At 53.6% G+C, this 17413-nt stretch carries 15 protein-coding genes; 3 read left to right on the top strand and 12 right to left on the bottom strand.

The annotated features are described in order from the left end of the window. Positions 1-94: 94 nt before the first annotated feature. From fldA to ybfF, 3 genes are all read right to left on the bottom strand, one after another. Entirely contained in the window at positions 95-625 is a 531-nt protein-coding gene (fldA, locus tag V6E55_RS18145; RefSeq protein ID WP_008501067.1) for a flavodoxin FldA, read from the bottom strand. A gap of 155 nt (positions 626-780) precedes the next feature. Further along, complete coding sequence (gene ybfE, locus V6E55_RS18140) at positions 781-1068, bottom strand: LexA regulated protein (protein ID WP_014883017.1); 288 nt, start codon at positions 1066-1068, stop codon at positions 781-783. A gap of 128 nt (positions 1069-1196) precedes the next feature. Next, positions 1197-1970 carry an esterase gene (gene ybfF / locus V6E55_RS18135; RefSeq protein WP_316943531.1) on the bottom strand — a complete coding sequence of 258 codons (774 nt, stop codon included), beginning with the start codon at positions 1968-1970 and terminating at the stop codon, positions 1197-1199. A gap of 183 nt (positions 1971-2153) precedes the next feature. Here ybfF and seqA point away from each other — a divergent pair, with 183 nt between their 5' ends. Beyond that, positions 2154-2702 carry a replication initiation negative regulator SeqA gene (gene seqA / locus V6E55_RS18130; RefSeq protein ID WP_129996441.1) on the top strand — a complete coding sequence of 183 codons (549 nt, stop codon included), beginning with the start codon at positions 2154-2156 and terminating at the stop codon, positions 2700-2702. A 24-nt stretch (positions 2703-2726) separates the two neighbouring features. Further along, the gene (pgm, locus tag V6E55_RS18125; RefSeq protein WP_129996440.1) at positions 2727-4367 is read left to right on the top strand and encodes a phosphoglucomutase (alpha-D-glucose-1,6-bisphosphate-dependent); all 1641 of its coding nucleotides are present in this window, start codon (positions 2727-2729) and stop codon (positions 4365-4367) included. Positions 4368-4401: 34 nt separating this feature from the next. Here the strand turns inward: pgm and potE are convergent, their stop codons facing one another. The 9 genes from potE to kdpF all read right to left on the bottom strand — a co-directional run bounded on the left by potE (position 4402) and on the right by kdpF (position 16334). Beyond that, positions 4402-5715 (bottom strand): putrescine-ornithine antiporter, encoded by a 1314-nt coding sequence (potE, locus tag V6E55_RS18120; protein ID WP_014831099.1) that lies wholly within the window; start codon positions 5713-5715, stop codon positions 4402-4404. Next, positions 5712-7910 carry an ornithine decarboxylase SpeF gene (speF, locus tag V6E55_RS18115; protein WP_114980067.1) on the bottom strand — a complete coding sequence of 733 codons (2199 nt, stop codon included), beginning with the start codon at positions 7908-7910 and terminating at the stop codon, positions 5712-5714. Before speF ends, potE begins: the two co-directional genes overlap by 4 nt. A 254-nt stretch (positions 7911-8164) precedes the next feature. Next, entirely contained in the window at positions 8165-8269 is a 105-nt protein-coding gene (gene speFL, locus V6E55_RS18110; protein WP_003858645.1) for a leader peptide SpeFL, read from the bottom strand. Positions 8270-8548: 279 nt separating this feature from the next. Continuing rightward, positions 8549-9226, bottom strand: coding sequence for a two-component system response regulator KdpE (gene kdpE, locus V6E55_RS18105; RefSeq protein WP_028019450.1), 678 nt, complete (start codon positions 9224-9226; stop codon positions 8549-8551). After that, positions 9223-11910 (bottom strand): two-component system sensor histidine kinase KdpD, encoded by a 2688-nt coding sequence (kdpD, locus tag V6E55_RS18100; protein WP_236921269.1) that lies wholly within the window; start codon positions 11908-11910, stop codon positions 9223-9225. Before kdpD ends, kdpE begins: the two co-directional genes overlap by 4 nt. Then, the gene (kdpC, locus tag V6E55_RS18095) at positions 11911-12486 is read right to left on the bottom strand and encodes a potassium-transporting ATPase subunit KdpC (RefSeq protein WP_114980069.1); all 576 of its coding nucleotides are present in this window, start codon (positions 12484-12486) and stop codon (positions 11911-11913) included. Positions 12487-12498: 12 nt separating this feature from the next. After that, positions 12499-14547 carry a potassium-transporting ATPase subunit KdpB gene (gene kdpB / locus V6E55_RS18090; RefSeq protein ID WP_114980070.1) on the bottom strand — a complete coding sequence of 683 codons (2049 nt, stop codon included), beginning with the start codon at positions 14545-14547 and terminating at the stop codon, positions 12499-12501. A gap of 18 nt (positions 14548-14565) precedes the next feature. Continuing rightward, a complete protein-coding gene (gene kdpA, locus V6E55_RS18085) occupies positions 14566-16245 on the bottom strand; it encodes a potassium-transporting ATPase subunit KdpA (protein WP_316943526.1) in 1680 nt (559 codons plus the stop codon). Beyond that, positions 16245-16334: a K(+)-transporting ATPase subunit F gene (gene kdpF, locus V6E55_RS18080; RefSeq protein WP_014069365.1), complete on the bottom strand. Its 90-nt coding sequence runs from the start codon at positions 16332-16334 to the stop codon at positions 16245-16247. Before kdpF ends, kdpA begins: the two co-directional genes overlap by 1 nt. 309 nt (positions 16335-16643) lie before the next feature. On the opposite strand from kdpF, the gene V6E55_RS18075 reads away from it, so the two are divergent. Then, entirely contained in the window at positions 16644-16850 is a 207-nt protein-coding gene (locus V6E55_RS18075) for a YbfA family protein (protein ID WP_028019445.1), read from the top strand. The last annotated feature ends 563 nt before the right edge of the window (positions 16851-17413 follow it).

Here is a 17413-nt window from a genome sequence, read left to right as displayed (position 1 = left end):
CAGGTCTGGGCGAAAAAGTTAAAAGATTGTAGCAATTAATTTAATCGGTACGACCTGAGGCTCGGGCGCAACCGCAGTTGCGCCACGATAAAAATCAGGCGTTAAGAATATCATCCAGGTGCAGTTCTTCACGGATCTGCTTAACCCATTTCTCAACGCGTTCTGCGGTCAGTTCTGGCTGGCGGTCTTCGTCGATGGCCAGACCCACGAAATGATCATCATCAGCCAGGCCTTTAGAGGCTTCAAAGTGGTAGCCCGCCGTTGGCCAGTGGCCGACGATAACCGCACCATTTGGCTCAATGATGTCGCGGATGGTACCCAGCGCATCACAGAAATATTCCGCGTAGTCTTCCTGATCGCCACAGCCAAACAGAGCAACCAGTTTGCCGTTGAAATCAACTTCTTCCAGCGTCGGGAAGAAATCATCCCAGTCGCACTGGGCTTCACCGTAGTACCAGGTTGGAATACCCAGCAGCAGAATGTCATAGCCTTCGAGATCTTCTTTGCTGCTCTTGGCGATGTCATGCACATCAGCAACGTCTTTACCGAGCTGTTTTTGAATGTTTTTTGCGATGTTTTCGGTATTGCCGGTATCACTGCCGAAGAAAATGCCGATGATTGCCATGAGTAAAATAACCTCTTGAAACTTAATAGTATGGTGGCGCAATTCGGCCACGGATAAGGGCAATAATAGCAGAACTGGCAACCCTGCGGAAACAGCTATCGCGCAGGACTGCACTCTGTGCTACATGAAAAAGGTGATAAAGGGGATTTTCAGACTTATGCCTGGCTGCGCAATGTCTCAAGTTGAGCGATCAACATCTCTTCAATGAGCTCGCTGCGACTGATATTACGTGCCTCAGCCAGCTCGTTAAGCGCATCGACGGCGTCGGCGTTGAGCTTCAGTTCGACACGCTTAAGCCCACGATTTTTATCGCGTTTAAGCTGATTGCGTTTATTGATACGCAGCTGTTCATCGCGCGAAAGCGGATTCGTTTTCGGTCGTCCCGGGCGACGCTCATTCGCGAACAGATCTAGTGTCGTACGGTCCGTTTGTTCTTTGGCCATGATTCTGAGACTTCGGGGGAAACAAGCCGCCCTGCTAATGCCCGGGCGATAAGCGCGCCATCATACATCACCAAAAACGGCACGCCAACGACTGGAAGCCTGCAGCCTTCCAGTCGCTCTCTTTTTAATCAATTTGCAGTATCAGCAAGATAGCGGCGAATGGCGCGCAATACGGCGTCAGGTTTTTCCGCGTGAACCCAGTGTCCAGCCCCGGCGATGACATGGGCACGAGCCTGCGGGAATTGTGCCAGCAATGCGTCGCGGTACGCGTCGGTGACGTAAGGCGAGTTGCCGCCACGAATAAAGAGGGTAGGGTGCGGCCAGGCAGGTACCGTTTCCCAGCCTACGATATTGTTGTACTGCTCCCAGAGCACTGGCACGTTAAAACGCCATTGTCCGTCAACAAATGACTTCAGCAGGAACTGCACGACACCCTCTTCATCAAGATGCTCACGCATGACGGCAGCCGCTTGTTGACGCGTTGCGGCACCAGCCGCTGTTACCGCGTTGATCGCCGCGAAAATTTCGTCATGGCGGCGAACGTCGTAATCCACCGGAGCAACATCGATCACCACCAGACCCTGAATTCTCTCAGGTGCCAGCGCCGTCAGGGCCATCACCGCTTTACCGCCCATTGAATGCCCGATGAGGGTGACTTTTTGCAGGTTGTTGGCATCCAGCGTATCCAGCAGATCCTGCGCCATTGCCGCGTAGGTCATCTCTTCTGAGCGCCCTGAAAGACCGTGATTGCGCATGTCGACTTGCAAAATGTCGTGATCGCTAACCAGATCGCGCGCCAGCACGCCCAGGTTATCCAGGCTGCCAAAAAGTCCGTGAACCAGTACGATGGGAGAATTATTGTTCGGCGATTGTGCAGTTTGCGCTCGGGTATTCAATTTCATGGCAAAGTTCTTTTTTTACGTATGTCAGGTTAGGGTATCATGTTGACCATTCTGCCGCCCGGCTGCAAGGTTCCAGTTTAATCTGACTTTTGCCGCCAACCTGGTTTGACGCTATCCGCTGTTGGGATTTGACCTTATAATCCCAATGACTTGTATTCAGATAAGATATCGCACTGGATTAAGATGAAAACAATCGAAGTTGATGACGAACTCTATCAGTATATTGCCAGCCAGACGCGGCATATCGGGGAGAGCGCGTCCGACATTTTACGGCGCATGCTTAAAATTTCCGCCGTTTCACAGCCTGTCACCCCAGTTACCAAAGATGTCGTGTCTCAGCCGAGCGTTGTTGCACAAGCAAAACCTGCCGTGACACCGGCAAAAGATAAAGTGCGGGCGATGCGCGAGCTGCTGCTGTCCGATGAATATGCGGAGCAAAAAAAGGCGGTTAACCGCTTTATGCTGGTGCTGTCTACACTCTACTCACTGGATAACAAAGCGTTTGCTGAAGCGACCGAGTCGCTGCACGGTCGTACTCGCGTCTATTTCGCGGGTGACGAGCAGACGCTGCTGCAAAATGGCAATCAAACCAAACCCAAACATGTCCCTGGCACTCCGTACTGGGTGATCACCAATACCAATACGGGCCGCAAGTGCAGCATGATTGAACACATCATGCAGTCTATGCAGTTCCCGGCGGAATTGATTGAAAAGGTTTGCGGTACAATTTAACCCTTGCATCAGAAGGACCCGGTAATGGCAAATCACAGCCGTGCAGGCCAACCTGCACAACAAAGCGATTTGATTAATGTCGCTCAGCTGACCGCGCAGTATTACGTTCTGAAGCCGGTTGTGGGCAATGCAGAACACGCCGTGAAGTTTGGTACATCTGGTCACCGCGGTAGCGCGGCGCGCCATAGCTTTAACGAACCGCACATTCTGGCCATTGCTCAGGCCATTGCGGAAGAGCGCGCCAAAAATGGCGTTACCGGTCCATGCTATGTGGGAAAAGATACCCATGCTTTGTCTGAGCCGGCATTCATTTCTGTTCTGGAAGTGCTGGCTGCAAACGGCGTTGATGTGATTATTCAGGAGAATAACGGATTCACGCCAACGCCTGCGGTGTCTAACGCCATTCTTGTGCACAACAAGAAAGGGGGCGCTCTGGCTGACGGGATCGTTATCACGCCATCCCATAACCCGCCGGAAGACGGTGGTATCAAATACAACCCGCCTAATGGCGGCCCGGCTGATACTAACGTCACCAAAGTGGTGGAAGATCGTGCTAACGCCTTGTTAGCAGATGACCTGAAAGGTGTGAAACGTATTTCTCTGGATGCTGCGATGGCATCTGGTCATGTGAAAGAGCAGGATCTGGTGCAGCCGTTTATTGAAGGGCTGGCGGATATCGTCGACATGGCGGCGATTCAGAAAGCCGGTCTGAAACTGGGTGTGGATCCGCTCGGTGGCTCCGGTATTGAATACTGGAAACGCATTGCTGAGCATTACAAGTTGGATCTGACCATCGTGAACGATCACGTCGATCAGACCTTCCGCTTTATGCATCTGGATAAAGACGGTGCAATCCGTATGGACTGCTCCTCAGAATGTGCAATGGCGGGCCTGCTGGCGCTGCGCGACAAATTTGATCTGGCATTTGCCAATGACCCGGATTACGACCGTCATGGTATCGTCACCCCGGCAGGGCTGATGAACCCGAACCATTACCTGGCGGTGGCGATTAACTACCTGTTCCAGCACCGTCCGCAGTGGGGCAAAGAGGTTGCTGTGGGTAAAACGCTGGTCTCCTCTGCGATGATCGACCGTGTGGTCGACGCGCTGGGTCGTAAGCTGGTGGAAGTGCCTGTTGGTTTCAAATGGTTTGTTGACGGTCTGCATGACGGCAGCTTCGGCTTTGGCGGTGAAGAGAGCGCGGGGGCATCTTTCCTGCGTTTCGACGGCACGCCATGGTCAACCGATAAAGACGGCATCATTATGTGCCTGCTGGCGGCGGAAATTACCGCTGTCACCGGTAAAAACCCGCAGGAACACTACAATGAGCTGGCTGCACGCTTTGGTGCACCAAGCTATAACCGTATCCAGGCTAGCGCGACTTCAGCTCAGAAAGCCGCCCTGTCCAAACTCTCTCCGGAGATGGTCAGTGCGAGCACGCTGGCTGGCGACCCGATCACTGCACGCCTGACGGCTGCACCGGGTAACGGAGCCTCTATTGGCGGTCTGAAAGTGATGACTGAAAATGGCTGGTTCGCCGCGCGTCCATCCGGTACCGAAGATGCGTACAAGATCTATTGCGAAAGCTTCCTCGGCGCTGAACATCGTCAGCAGATTGAGAAAGAAGCGGTAGAGATTGTCAGTGAAGTGTTGAAAAACGCGTAAGAATGAAAAAGGGAGCCGAATGGCTCCCTTTTTTTTAGCTGTGCTTATTCTTTAACTCGAACCGTGGTGACACCAGACCGTACAGCGTCCAGCCCATAAAGGTGACCATTGCGCCGTAAAGCATCGCTTCCTGGCCGGATGAGTAGAGTGCATAGAAGCTGTAGATTGCCCCAATCAGCGCCACGATATTGGCCGCCCGCGCTTTGCGTGGATCCACCTTCGCCACCTTCTGAATAATCACCAGCGCCGCCATCGACAGAATATACGGAATGATGTTCGTCACGACCGCCAGGTTAACCAGCACGTTGAACTGGCTGTTCAGCGACGGGCTAATGGTCATCAGCGATAATCCACTCTGGAAGATGACAATCGCCAGCATGCCCTGCACCGGTGCATCCGCTTTGGTGACGCGGGAGAAGATTTTCGGGAAATACCCTTCGTCAGCCGAGGATTTAAAGACCTGAGCGATGGTGAACTGCCAGCCGAGGAGTGAACCGCAGCAGGACATGACCATCAGACCCATGATCACTTTCCCGACTTCCGGGGTGAACATCTGCGCGAAGGCCAGACCAAACGGCGCCGTAGAGTTAGCCAGATCCATGTTTGGCACAATCCCGGCAATCACGTTAGTCGAGACGATATAGATCACCGCCGCGCCCAGCGTTCCGCCAAGGACCGCAATCGGGACGTTCTTCTCAGGGTTCTCAACCACTTCCGCATTCGCGCAGGCAGATTCCAGACCGAGGAATGCCCAAAGCGTCATGGCAATGGAAGAACCCACTGCGGTAAAGAACGGTACATGGTGAGGGTTCCAGGAATTAGCATACAGCGTTGGGCTAAACCAGAACCAGCCAATGATGCACAGGCCAACAACCGGGATAATCACGCCCCAGACAGTGATGCTGCTGAGTTGCCCGGTGATACGCGCACCGCCAAAGTTAGCCACGGTGCAGATCCACAGCACACCGATGGTCGCCAGCCCAATTTGTACCGGGCTCAGAGTGGCACCAAACAGCTCCGTACCGTAACCCACAGCGGAAATGGCAATCGCCACGTTGGCGATCAGCAATGACACACCATAGGTATAGTTGGCCATAAAGTTGCCTGACTTACCAAAGGCGTATTCTGCATAGCCCCCCATCCCGCCTGACTTGCGGCTGAACATCCCGCATTTGGCAAAGGCCCATGCCAGTGCCATTGACCCTACGGCGGTCACCAGCCAGGAGATAATCGAAATGGTTCCCACTTCTGCAAGCTTGGTCGGCAGCATGATGATCCCTGACCCCATCATGTTCACCATGGTGAGGATGGTCAGCTGCACCACGCCCATTTTATTGGATTTACTCATAATTTTTCTCCTTTCAGCAGTGCAGGCTGAGCGGTGGGTTGTTTGATGACGTTGCAACGAACCTCTTTGCGACCTTCACACTCCTCGACATACACACCCTGCAGTTCCGGTGCGAAGCCCGGCAGAAGGTTGATGCCTTCTTCCAGTGCAGCAAAGTAGCGCAGTACGGAACCGCCCCAGACTTCCCCTGGGACAACACACAACACTCCTGGTGGATAAGGGAGTGCACCTTCGGCGGCGATGCGACCTTCCGCGTCGCGCAGGGACACCAGTTCAACTTCACCGCGCAGATAGGCGTAGTTCGCGTCTTGTGGGTTCATCATCACGCGTGGGAAGTGAGATTTGCGGAACATCTCTTTTTGCAGCTGTTTCACGTTGTGACGGGCATACAGGTCATGCATCTCCTGGCAAATCTGGCGCAGGGTGTAATCTGCGTAACGCTCAGGATGTTGTTTGTAAAGAGAAGGCAGGACGTCTTTCAGCGGAACATCGCTCTCGAGCAGTTTTTCGAAGCGCACCAGCTGTGCCACCAGTTGCTGGAGCTTGCCCATATCCTCTGCTGGGGTGAGCAGGAACAGGATCGAGTTGAGGTCACATTTCTCCGGCACAATGCCGTTTTCACGCAGGAAGTTGGCAAGGATTGTGGCAGGTACCCCGAAATCCTCATACTCGCCGGTACGCGCGTTAATGCCTGGCGTGGTCAGCAGCAGTTTGCACGGATCGATAAAATATTGATGTTCGGCGTAGCCCTCAAAAGCATGCCAGTTCTCACCGGGAACAAAATGGAAGAAGCGCAGATCGGTAGCGATTTCCGCCGTCTCCCAGCTTTCCCACGGACGACCATCCACCATATCTGGCACGAATGGACGCAGATACTGACAGTTCTGCAGGATCAGCTTACGCGCTTCGATACCGGTGACCACGCAGTCCATCCACATGTTGCGGCCACTCTGGCCTTCATGCATGCGAGCGTTGATATCCAGTGCGGCAAACAGCGGATAGAACGGGCTGGTGGAGGCGTGCATCATAAAGGCATTATTCAGACGCTTATGGGGCACATAGCGCTGTTGACCTTTGATGTGACTGTCTTTCTTGTGGATCTGCGAGGTTTGCGAGAAGCCAGCCTGCTGTTTATGCACGGACTGGGTCACCAGAATGCCCGGGTCGTTTTCGTTCAGTTCCAGCAGCAGTGGAGAGCAGTCGGCCATCATCGGAATAAACTGCTCGTAACCTACCCAGGCCGAGTCAAACAGGATGTAGTCACACAGAGGGCCAATCTTATCCACCACCTGGCGAGCGTTATAAATGGTGCCATCGTAAGTACCTAGCTGGATCACAGCCAGGCGGAACGGACGTGCATCACGTGCTCTGCCTGGTGCGACTTCTGATACCAGCTCGCGCAGATAACTCTCTTCAAAGCAGTGGGCGTCAATACCCCCGATAAAGCCGTACGGGTTACGCGCAGTTTCCAGATAGACCGGTGTTGCACCTGCCTGGAGGAGGGCACCGTGATGGTTCGATTTATGGTTGTTACGGTCGAACAGGACCAGGTCGCCAGGGGTGAGCAGGGCGTTAAGCACCACTTTGTTGGATGATGACGTTCCATTCAGCACGAAGTAGGTCTTATCAGCATTAAAGACTTTCGCCGCATGTTGCTGTGCAATGCACGGTGCACCTTCATGGATCAGCAGATCGCCCATCGCTACGTCGGCGTTGCACAGATCGGAACGGAAGAGCGTCTCGCCAAAGAAATCGACAAACTGATTACCGGCAGGATGGCGGCGGAAGAACTGCCCACCCTGATGCCCCGGGCAGTCAAATGCACTGTTGCCCTGTTTCACGTAGTCAACCAGGGCGCGGAAAAACGGTGGGCGCAACTGGGTTTCATACTTCTGGGCCGCCGCTTCCAGTTGACGTCCATAATAGTCGTTGCTGGTGTCTGAATGTTCGAAAACGCCGTGAATGCGCGATAAATAGTCTGCCGGGATGATCTCTTCTTTGTGCGTTGCGACAAAAACAGGAATGCCAAACCCGGTGGCTTCTATTTCTTCCAGAATGCCGCTGGAAATATCGCTGACCGCCAGAACAATAGCGGCAACATCAATATAATCAGAGGCTCTGACATCCACGAGTTCACGCTGGGTGGTAAAGCAATCCGGGCATGCACGGCTGGCTGCGATTTTTAAATTTTTCATTTTTCTCTCTTTATTTTAGGTAATAGAAGTCCCTCGATTCCCTGTAAAAAAGAAATCGATAATTTTCCGGAAAAAAAGCAAAGAGTGACCGCTGATTAAAATCAGTGAATTGCTTTTTGATGATTGAAATTCAGTCTGCCCGGTTGCAGATGAGTCTGAATTAAGATGAATAAGCGCACGGGTTCACAGACAATTGCCTGTAAATAAACGAGTTTCAGGATGACCTGTAAGCGGGTGCGCCAGAAGTCGAAGGACTACCGGGCATTAAAGAGATGAAAGTCAAAGCAGTTTCGGTGGGCAAACATCATGATATGTGTTGTCCGCCTTATATGGGGCATTAAGCGATTATTGTTTTCCATGTTTCATTTTCCTTTCAGTAATTGAAAGCATGGTCATTTTATCCAGGAAAGGGCAATGAACTGTGAAGAAGATCACCATTAACCGATCAAATCAGAAATAAATATTCGTTTTTGATGAATATCGCAAATCAAAATGCTGATTTGTTGGTTATGCGTTAATGGGTTGTGTTATTAATGTTTTGAATGGGCAAAAATAAGACAGAAAAATAACCATAGGGTTATTTTTCGAATATTTAATAAGCGAGCTTATTTTTATTTATAAATAAAATGAATAATTATTCAAAGCATAAACCGATAACCGATACCGGTTTCAGTTAATAAATGACGAGGGCGAGCGGGGTCGACTTCGAGTTTCTGACGAAGGTGTCCCATATATATGCGTAAATAGTGACTATGCTCCACGGCATTTGGCCCCCACACCTGGCTCAGTAGTTGGCGTTGGGTGAGCACCTTCCCGTGGTTATTGAGCAACACGGCAAGCAGTCGAAATTCTATTGGGGTAAGATGGATCTCCTCCTCACCACGCACAATGCGCCGGGCGGCAAGGTCAACCTGGATATCACCAAACGTGTAGGTGGGATCGGCGGGCGTGGTGGCGCTGTGACGACGCAGCGCCACACGAAGGCGAGCCTGGAGCTCGCCTATGCCGAAAGGTTTAATAAGGTAGTCATCTGCTCCGGCGTCCAGCGCCGCGATTTTATCCGTCTCTTCAGTACGTGCTGAAAGCACCAGAATGGGCATCTGGCTCCATTGACGTACTTCACGGATAAAATCGATACCGTCACCATCCGGCAACCCCAGATCGAGTATCACCAGGTCCGGCTTGCGCGTGGCGGCTTCAATCAACCCTCGCTGGAGTGTGCCGGCATCATGAACGCGCAAGCCATCTCCTTCCAGCGCAGCACGCAGAAACCGGCTAATGGCGATCTCATCTTCAACAATCAGAACGTTGATCACAAATCCTCTGGTAATTCATTAAGTTCTGGTGGGGTTTCCAGAGGAAGTGTAACACAAAAACGCGCCCCCCCATCCGGACGGTTCTCTGCGGAAATGGTCCCGCCATGGACATCAATAATCGCCTGGCAAATGGCCAGACCCAGCCCAACGCCCGGAATGGCCGACTCCTTATTGCCACGCGCGAATTTTTCGAAAATGGCCAGCTCTTGTCCGGCAGGAATACCTGGCCCGGTATCCCAGACTTCAAGACGAAGCGTCTGATCTTCCACTGTCGCATCGACCCCAATCTGGGCGCTGGATCCCGCATACTTACCGGCATTTTCCAGCAAGTTGATCAGCACCCGTTCAAACAGCGGACCATCAACGTGAATTAAGGTAAGCGGTTCGGGCATGTTCAACGCAATATGGCGCCCGCCAAGGCCTGGCTCCAGCATTTTCAGCGCGCTACCAACCACCTCTTCGAGCGTGAGCCACTCTTTTTTGAGGTTAAATCCGCCTGACTGAATACGCGCCATATCAAGCAGGTTATTCACCAGACGCGTGGTATTCAGTACATGCTGACGGATCTCACTGGCCTGAAGGGCATGTTTTGACCCTTCTGCCGCCAAATCCAGGGTCAGGATTTCTGACTGACCAAACAGGACGGTGAGCGGGGTCCGCAGATCGTGAGAGAGCGCCGCAAGCAATGAGTTACGAATACTCTCACGCTCGCTTGCCAGACGAGCCTGTTCTTCGCTGGCAGTCAGCGCCAGCCGTTCCAGTGCGCTGGCAACCAGCAGCGTAAAGGTTTCCAGCAGTCGTTGCTGCTCAGGGATCATCAGTTGACGCAGATTTGACGGCTCAACGATAACCAACCCCTGGTTTTTATCGGCACTGCGCAGCGGCAAAATTTGATAAGGCACGCCGGGCAGGGTGTCTGTCCCCGCGCCTGCAGGTAACCCCTTGTCAAAGCTCCAACGCGCGATGGCTTCATCCCAGGGGGTCATGCCTGAGGCCGACGTCAGTGGGCGCAACTTGCCGTGTTCGTCCGGGAGTAAAATCAGGTTGCTGGCATGAAACGTCGAGCGAATAAACTGCTCGCTGGTCTGCACGATATCCAGCGGTGTGCGGCCCACCGCCAGCGATTTCGACATCTCATAGAGATGACGCGTGCGTTGTTCGCGATAACGGGCAATACGCGCCTGATAGCGTACACCCGCTGTCAAATTACCGATCACCAGCCCGACAGTAAGCATCACGGCAAAGGTCAGGATGTATTGCACATCCGACACAGCAAGCGTTCCCTTGGGGGCAATAAAGAACAGATCAAAGCTGATGACATTAATCACTGTCGCCAGTACTGACGGCCAGCGTCCGTAAAAGAGCGCCACCACCACCACGCCGAGAAGATAAATCATCACCAGGTTAGCGGCGTCGAAGGCAATCAGCCACTGGCTGGCAATCACGGTAATCAGGGCGCAAAGCATCACGGCGACAAAGCAACCGCGAAGCTGAATTCGCCATTTATCAGCAAAGGTTCGGCTGTCAGGCGCGCGGTTGGGTAACGGCGTGGGTTTGTCATCCAGCGCCACGACCACCAGATCAAGATCGGGTGCACGGCGGGCCAGTTTGTCGGCAAAAGATTCGCGGCTAAACCAGCGACGATGCTGGCGACGACCAATCACGATTTTCCCCAGGTTGTGCTCACGTGCGTAGCGCAGAATAGCTTTATCTTCCTGAGGATCGGACAGGGTCGCCGTTTCCGCGCCCAGCTCCTGGGCCAGGCGCAGCGAACTCAGAATTGCCCGGCGCTGGTTTTCAGGTAGCGCGTGAAGCTGCGGCGTTTCGACATACACGGCATGCCAGATACTGCCAAATTTGGCCGCAAGGCGAGCGGCGGTGCGGACAAGTTTTTCATTGCCGCTGCCGTGACCTATACACAGGAGGATGGCATCCCGCGTATGCCAGACGCGTTCCTGGCCTTGCAGATCACGCCAGGCACGCATCTGATCGTCAACACGGTCAGCGGTTCGGCGTAAAGCCAGTTCGCGCAGGGCAATCAGGTTGCCTTTGCGGAAGAAATGTTCGATGGCGCGCTCGGCCTGGCCGGCGATATAGACTTTGCCTTCGTGCAGGCGCTGGCGCAAATCATCAGGCGGAAGGTCGACCAGCACCACTTCGTCCGCGGAATCGAAGAAAGGATCAGGCACGGTCTCACGTACCTGAATACCGGTCACGCCACTGACCACGTCGTTCAGGCTTTCGAGGTGCTGAACATTTACCGTGGTGAAAACATCAATACCGGCTTCAAGTAACTCTTCAACATCCTGCCAGCGTTTCGGATGGCGTGAGCCTGGCGCATTGCTGTGCGCCAGTTCATCCATCAGGATAAGCGCGGGACGACGGGCGAGGGCGGCATCGAGATCGAATTCGGTGACTAACCGACCACGGTGGCTAATGCGTCGGGGCGGCTGGGTAGCCAGCCCCTTCAGCAGTGACGCTGTCTCCTTGCGTCCGTGGGTTTCCACCACGCCGATCAGAATATCGAGCCCCTGTGCCCGAAGCCGCTGGGCTTCTGTCAGCATGGCAAAGGTTTTCCCGACGCCTGCACAGGCGCCGAAGAAGATTTTCAATTTGCCACGATGGGCTTCAGCCGTCTGTTCTAGCAGCCTGTCCGGATCCGGGCGCATGGGCTCGTCGGTCATTTAGTTTTTCCTTAGCGCGTCCAGCGCCAGATTCAGCTCAACAATATTTACCACAGGCATGCCGATGAAACTGACCAGTGGTTTCTGCGTGTGCTCAGCAACCAGCTGGCTGACCTGCTCGACGGTCAACTGACGGGCAGCGGCGACGCGCGGGATCTGCCATGCCACTGCTGCTGGCGTCAGGCTATAGTCCAGCCCGCTGGCAGAGGCCGTCACCAGTTCCACGGGAACCTCACGGCTGGCCTGCGGATTGGCGGTGCGCAGGGCTGCCACTCGTTCAGCGACGGCTTTGTCCAGCTCTGGGTTGCTGCCTGCCAGGTTGCTGCCGCCGGAAGCCATCGGATTATACGGGCTTTCAGCAGTGGCGGAAGGGCGTCCCTGGAAGTAACGGGCATCCGTAAAGTTCTGTCCAATCAGGCGCGAACCGCGATTTTCACCGTTTTGCATAATCAGCGAGCCATTGGCCTGATCCTTAAACCACCACTGGCCCAGCGCGGTGGTCACCAGCGGATACAGCCCGCCAGTAATAAGAGACAGCAGAATAAACAGAAGTATAGCGGGGCGTAACATCGTCATTTGATTCACCTTTTAAACCAGGCCGAACAGCGTCAACAGCAGGTCGATAACCTTGATGCCGATGAAGGGCACCACCAGTCCGCCCAGGCCGTAAATCCACAGGTTGCGGCGCAGCATGGCGGCCGCAGTGAGCGGTTTATAGCTCACGCCTTTCAGCGCCAGCGGGATCAGGAAGACAATAATCAAGGCGTTAAAGATCACTGCGCTCAGAATGGCCGAGGCCGGAGAGTGCAGGTGCATCACATTCAGTGCATTCAGTTGTGGATAGGTCGCAGCAAATGCGGCCGGAATAATGGCGAAATATTTTGCCACGTCATTGGCGATACTGAACGTGGTCAACGAACCGCGCGTCATCAGCATCTGTTTGCCGATGTGCACCACTTCAATTAGCTTGGTCGGGTTAGAGTCGAGATCGACCATGTTGCCCGCTTCTTTTGCCGCCTGGGTACCGGAGTTCATCGCCACTGCCACGTCGGCCTGCGCCAGGGCAGGGGCATCGTTGGTGCCGTCCCCGGTCATTGCCACCAGACGACCTTCCGCCTGGTACTGGCGGATTAATGCCAGTTTGGCTTCCGGTGTTGCTTCGGAAAGAAAATCATCGACTCCCGCTTCGGCGGCAATCGCCGCGGCAGTAAGACGGTTGTCCCCGGTGATCATCACCGTTTTGATCCCCATTTTACGCAACTGGGCAAAACGTTCTTTGATGCCGCCTTTGACGATATCCTTCAGGGCAATCACCCCCAGAACATGCGCTCCCTCTGCCACCACCAGCGGTGTGGCACCCTGACGCGCAACACTCTCAACCAGGTTGTCTACTTCCGGTGGGAAATGACCGTTGTTGGCTTCAATATGGCGACGAATGGCATCAACGGAGCCTTTACGGATCATGCGATCCTGAATGTTAATCCCACTCATGCGGGTTTGCGCGGTGAAGGGCACGAAAGTGGCATGCAGACTCTGAACGTCGCGCTGGCGCAGGTTAAAGCGCTGCTTGGCGAGAATCACGATACTGCGGCCTTCCGGTGTTTCATCGGCAAGAGAAGAGAGTTGCGCGGCATCTGCCAGCGTTTTTTCATCCACGCCTGGGGCAGGTAAAAACTCAGATGCCTGGCGGTTGCCGAGGGTAATGGTCCCGGTTTTATCCAGCAGCAACACATCCACGTCACCAGCGGCTTCAACGGCACGTCCACTGGTAGCGATGACGTTGGCACCAAGCATACGGCTCATACCTGCCACACCGATAGCCGACAACAGGCCGCCAATCGTGGTTGGGATCAAGCAGACCAGCAGCGCCACCAGAACGGTAATGGTCACCGCAGTGCCACCGTAGGCGGAGAACGGCCACAGCGTCGCGGTTGCCAGCAGGAAGACGATCGTCAAGGCCACGAGCAGAATGGTCAGTGCGATTTCGTTAGGTGTTTTACGACGCTGCGCGCCTTCTACCATGGCGATCATCCGGTCGAGGAACGTTTCCCCTGGGTTAACGCTACACTGGATCACCAGCCAGTCAGAGAGAATGCGCGTCCCGCCCGTCACGGAGGCGAAATCACCGCCGGACTCACGGATAACCGGCGCGGATTCACCGGTGATGGCGCTTTCATCCACAGATGCGCCGCCTTCAATCACTTCACCGTCACAAGGGATAATGTCGCCGGCTTCCACCAGTACCACATCACCCTTACGCAGTTCATCCGCCGGAACGTGATCCATCTGTGCACCGTATTTCGGTTCACGCAACTTGCGCGCGAAGGCGGTCTTTTTTACCCCTTTCAGGCTGTTGGCCTGCGCTTTACTCCGGCCTTCCGCCAATGCTTCTGCAAAGTTGGCAAATAGCACGGTAAACCACAGCCACAGGCTGATGGCGCCGGTAAACATCGTATTTCCCGGCATGTGGCCAGTTCCCATGGCAATCGCCAGGGCGGTGGTCAGAACACTGCCCGCCCAGACAATAAACATCACCGGGTTGTGCCACTGGACGCGCGGACTCAACTTTTTCACCGCATCCATAAGCGCCTGGCGAACTAATGACGGTTCGAGCAGGGCCAGTTGTTTACGACTCATGACAATTTCTCCGCAAAATCAGCGTAAAGAGAGGAATTCCGCGACCGGGCCTAACGCGAGGGCGGGGATAAAGGTCAGGGCGCCGACCAGCAACACGGTGCCTGTCAACAGGCCGATAAACAGCGCGCCGTGGGTCGGCAATGTGCCAGTGGTGGTCGGTTGAATTTTTTTACTCACCAGCGATCCGGCAATGGCCATGACCGGCACAATGACGCCAAAGCGACCAAAGAACATGCAGAACGCCAGCAGGCAGTTCCAGAATGGCGAGTTGGCGCTCAAGCCGGCAAAGGCGCTACCGTTGTTGTTAGCGGCAGAGGAGACGGCATACAGCACTTCGCTAAAACCGTGAATACCTGGATTAAAGATGCCGCTGCGTCCGGCTTCGGTCATCAGCGCCAGCGCCGCGCTGAGCAGCACGAGAGCAGGGGTGACCAGAATCGCCAGTGCAGTTAATTTCATCTCGCGAACGTCGATTTTTTTACCGAGATATTCCGGGGTTCGTCCAATCATCAGACCGGCAATAAACACCGCCAGCAGCACAAACAGCAGCATGCCGTAAAGACCAGAACCTACCCCGCCAAATACCACTTCGCCTATCTGCATCAGCCACATTGGGATCATGCCACCCAGTGCCGTAAAGGAATCATGCATAGCATTTACCGCCCCGCAGGATGCCGCTGTGGTGACGACGGCATACAGGCTACTGGCGAGAATGCCAAAGCGGCTCTCCTTACCTTCCATGTTGATCGCGCTATCAGCACCCAGTGAGAGGAAATGCGGATTACCCTGCCATTCTGCCCACATGACCAGCGCAACACAGACCACGAAGATCAGCGACATGGTCCACAGCAGCGTACGTCCCTGACGTCGATCATTGACCACATCACCAAAGGCAAAGCAGAGTGCGGCAGGGATCAGGAAAATCGCCAGTATCTGCACAAAATTGGTCAAGGCGGTTGGGTTTTCAAACGGATGAGACGAGTTAGCATTAAAGAAGCCGCCACCGTTCGTTCCGAGCATCTTAATGGCTTCCTGCGATGCTACCGGCCCCATCGGCAGGAGCTGTTTTGCACCTTCCAGTGAGGTATAAGGCGCGTAAGGCAGCACGTTTTGCAGGGTGCCTTGCTGAATAAAGAACAGCGCGATCAGCAGAGCAATCGGCAGCAGGATCCACAGCGTGATGCGCGTCAGGTCCACCCAGGCGTTACCCAACGTACTGATTTTTTGACGTGCAAAAGCACGCGTCAGCGCGAAGATAACGGCGATACCTGTGGCCGCCGAGAGGAAGTTCTGCACGGTTAAACCGACCATCTGGCTGAAATAGCTGAGCGTGGTTTCACCGGCATAGGATTGCCAGTTGGTATTGGTGACAAAGCTGACTGCCGTGTTCAACGCAAGATGCCAGGACAGGCCTGGTAATTGTTGCGGATTGAACGGCAGGATACCCTGCAACATCAGCATGGCAAAAAGGGCAATAAGCCCAACGATATTCAGCAGCAGAATGGCTGTCAGATATTGACGCCAGTTCATTTCCTGATCACGAACTCCCAGTACACGCCAGATCCCTTTTTCAACGCTTCCCGTGCCCGGCAAAGGTACGTTGTTGATCAGCCGTGCCAGTCCTGTTCCCAGTGGCCTTGCCAGAACGAACAATACCACTAAGAAGCTGGCAATAAGCAAAAACGCCTGAGCAGCCATCAGAATGCCTCCGCATTAATCAGGGCATAAACCAGATAACCCAATAACAGGAACACCAGCACGATGCCGGCAATAAGACCTGCACTCACAATCCACCTCCGGGTGACTTTTGTTGTTGTGTTAACGGTAGGATTTCTGGCGCAAAGATTTCGCAAAAATGGGGAGGGCGGGTGTAAAAAAAGTATAAAAATGACAAAGCCCACAATTTAACCATTGATAAGTAAACTGTTAACTTTTTTGTAACTTAATTACGGCGCGAGTGTAAATTTTCACTAAACGGATAAAAATAAGTGGTCGGATGAGTAGTAAAATTACAAACAAAGCGATATTATTTTATCCAAGTCACAGATTTTGAATTTTCCGGATGACGTTTCCGGCCAACTATAGGGGAGAAAAATATGGATCTTTATAAAGAGTTTCCGGCTCATATCGTTTTCATGCGTCGCACTTTCGCCGTAGTGGCTGGTGTGCTGGCTCTGCCGGTGATGCTGTTCTGGAAAGATCGCGCACGTTTTTACAGCTATCTGCACCGCGTCTGGGCGAAAACCAGCGAGAAGCCGGTGTGGATGGACCAGGCAGAGAAAGCGACCTGCGATTTCTACTGATACAAAGATTACACACAGCAATAAAAAAACCGCCAACAGCAATGTGGCGGTTTTTTTGTCCCTCGGGATTCGCGGTCCGTTGGGTGGTTTTCAAGCTCTCACACAGAGGTTTCCAAGCATACTTCTGCAAGTCTAATATTCAAATGCTTAGATCATAAATATATTCTTAAAAACCATTTTAATGGATTACGCTTCGTTCGTGTGGAGATTACTATGCAGCGTCCCTTTCCGCCATCTCGCAAATGGGCACCGGTCACGGGAGAGGTATTTCCACAACCGTGAGTCAGGCTCCACACAGAGCTTGTGTCCACCGACTTATCACCGGTGGTGAACGGTGGAGCGGTTAGCTGCAGGGACCGCATAATGAAACGCTATATATGCATCGCGTTCATTGTCGCCAGCGTACTCGTTGTAAAAAGTGATGAACCGGATGTGTTTGTTACTTTAACCACGATAGCGCAGGACAAGTAGCGTTAAGGCCGCCCCGTGAAGTGAACCCCATATATTGGACACTTTCTTAACTGGCGGCTGACATGGCCTGAGTTCGGTATTGTACCGGACTC

The sequence above is a fragment of the Enterobacter sp. 342 genome (genome assembly GCF_036663495.1).
GTDB lineage: Bacteria > Pseudomonadota > Gammaproteobacteria > Enterobacterales > Enterobacteriaceae > Enterobacter.
Note: the sequence above shows the minus strand (reverse complement) of the source record. Positions and strands in the feature narration are given on the sequence as shown.

What these genes read in the sequence shown, in the direction of transcription:
- fldA (WP_008501067.1), bottom strand. Translation starts at nt 625, where the DNA reads ATGGCAATCATCGGCATTTTCTTCGGCAGTGATACCGGCAATACCGAA.
- ybfE (WP_014883017.1), bottom strand. Translation starts at nt 1,068, where the DNA reads ATGGCCAAAGAACAAACGGACCGTACGACACTAGATCTGTTCGCGAAT.
- ybfF (WP_316943531.1), bottom strand. Translation starts at nt 1,970, where the DNA reads ATGAAATTGAATACCCGAGCGCAAACTGCACAATCGCCGAACAATAAT.
- seqA (WP_129996441.1), top strand. Translation starts at nt 2,154, where the DNA reads ATGAAAACAATCGAAGTTGATGACGAACTCTATCAGTATATTGCCAGC.
- pgm (WP_129996440.1), top strand. Translation starts at nt 2,727, where the DNA reads ATGGCAAATCACAGCCGTGCAGGCCAACCTGCACAACAAAGCGATTTG.
- potE (WP_014831099.1), bottom strand. Translation starts at nt 5,715, where the DNA reads ATGAGTAAATCCAATAAAATGGGCGTGGTGCAGCTGACCATCCTCACC.
- speF (WP_114980067.1), bottom strand. Translation starts at nt 7,910, where the DNA reads ATGAAAAATTTAAAAATCGCAGCCAGCCGTGCATGCCCGGATTGCTTT.
- speFL (WP_003858645.1), bottom strand. Translation starts at nt 8,269, where the DNA reads ATGGAAAACAATAATCGCTTAATGCCCCATATAAGGCGGACAACACAT.
- kdpD (WP_236921269.1), bottom strand. Translation starts at nt 11,910, where the DNA reads ATGACCGACGAGCCCATGCGCCCGGATCCGGACAGGCTGCTAGAACAG.
- kdpC (WP_114980069.1), bottom strand. Translation starts at nt 12,486, where the DNA reads ATGACGATGTTACGCCCCGCTATACTTCTGTTTATTCTGCTGTCTCTT.
- kdpB (WP_114980070.1), bottom strand. Translation starts at nt 14,547, where the DNA reads ATGAGTCGTAAACAACTGGCCCTGCTCGAACCGTCATTAGTTCGCCAG.
- kdpA (WP_316943526.1), bottom strand. Translation starts at nt 16,245, where the DNA reads ATGGCTGCTCAGGCGTTTTTGCTTATTGCCAGCTTCTTAGTGGTATTG.
- V6E55_RS18075 (WP_028019445.1), top strand. Translation starts at nt 16,644, where the DNA reads ATGGATCTTTATAAAGAGTTTCCGGCTCATATCGTTTTCATGCGTCGC.